This window comes from Campylobacter sp. US53 (genome assembly GCF_004378995.1).
Taxonomy (GTDB): domain Bacteria; phylum Campylobacterota; class Campylobacteria; order Campylobacterales; family Campylobacteraceae; genus Campylobacter_D; species Campylobacter_D jejuni.
This window is the reverse complement of sequence record NZ_RYYH01000026.1, coordinates 1-330: the sequence shown is the minus strand read 5'-3', so window position 1 is coordinate 330 and position 330 is coordinate 1. Positions and strand designations below refer to the sequence as shown.

Here is a 330-nt window from a genome sequence, read left to right as displayed (position 1 = left end):
TATCTGCTTGTTTATATTTTAGAGTATAAATAGAGTTTTTAAATTCACTTGATATATCATAATTAGGAGAACTTGTCTTGCTACTTATACTAAAATTAGTGTTATTGCTAGTATTTGTTGTATTAGTAGAATTTAATACTTCACTTCTTGCTAGAGTTTGTGAATTTGCATTTTGAATTTCATTTAACTTACTAGCATTTTGTTTTAAAAAAGCATTAGCAAAACTTATTTTGGAATTTTCTTTACTTTCTTTATTAGTTTTTGCTTGTGAAAGTATAGAATTATAATTTGAGTTATCATTGATGCTAAAGATACTCATATTAATTCCTT

Annotated in this window: 1 pseudogene; it reads right to left on the bottom strand. The window is 23.6% G+C overall.

The features are described 5' to 3' along the window. Positions 1–319, bottom strand: a pseudogene (locus ELQ05_RS08140) (hypothetical protein); the annotation flags it as partial. Positions 320–330: the final 11 nt, after the last annotated feature.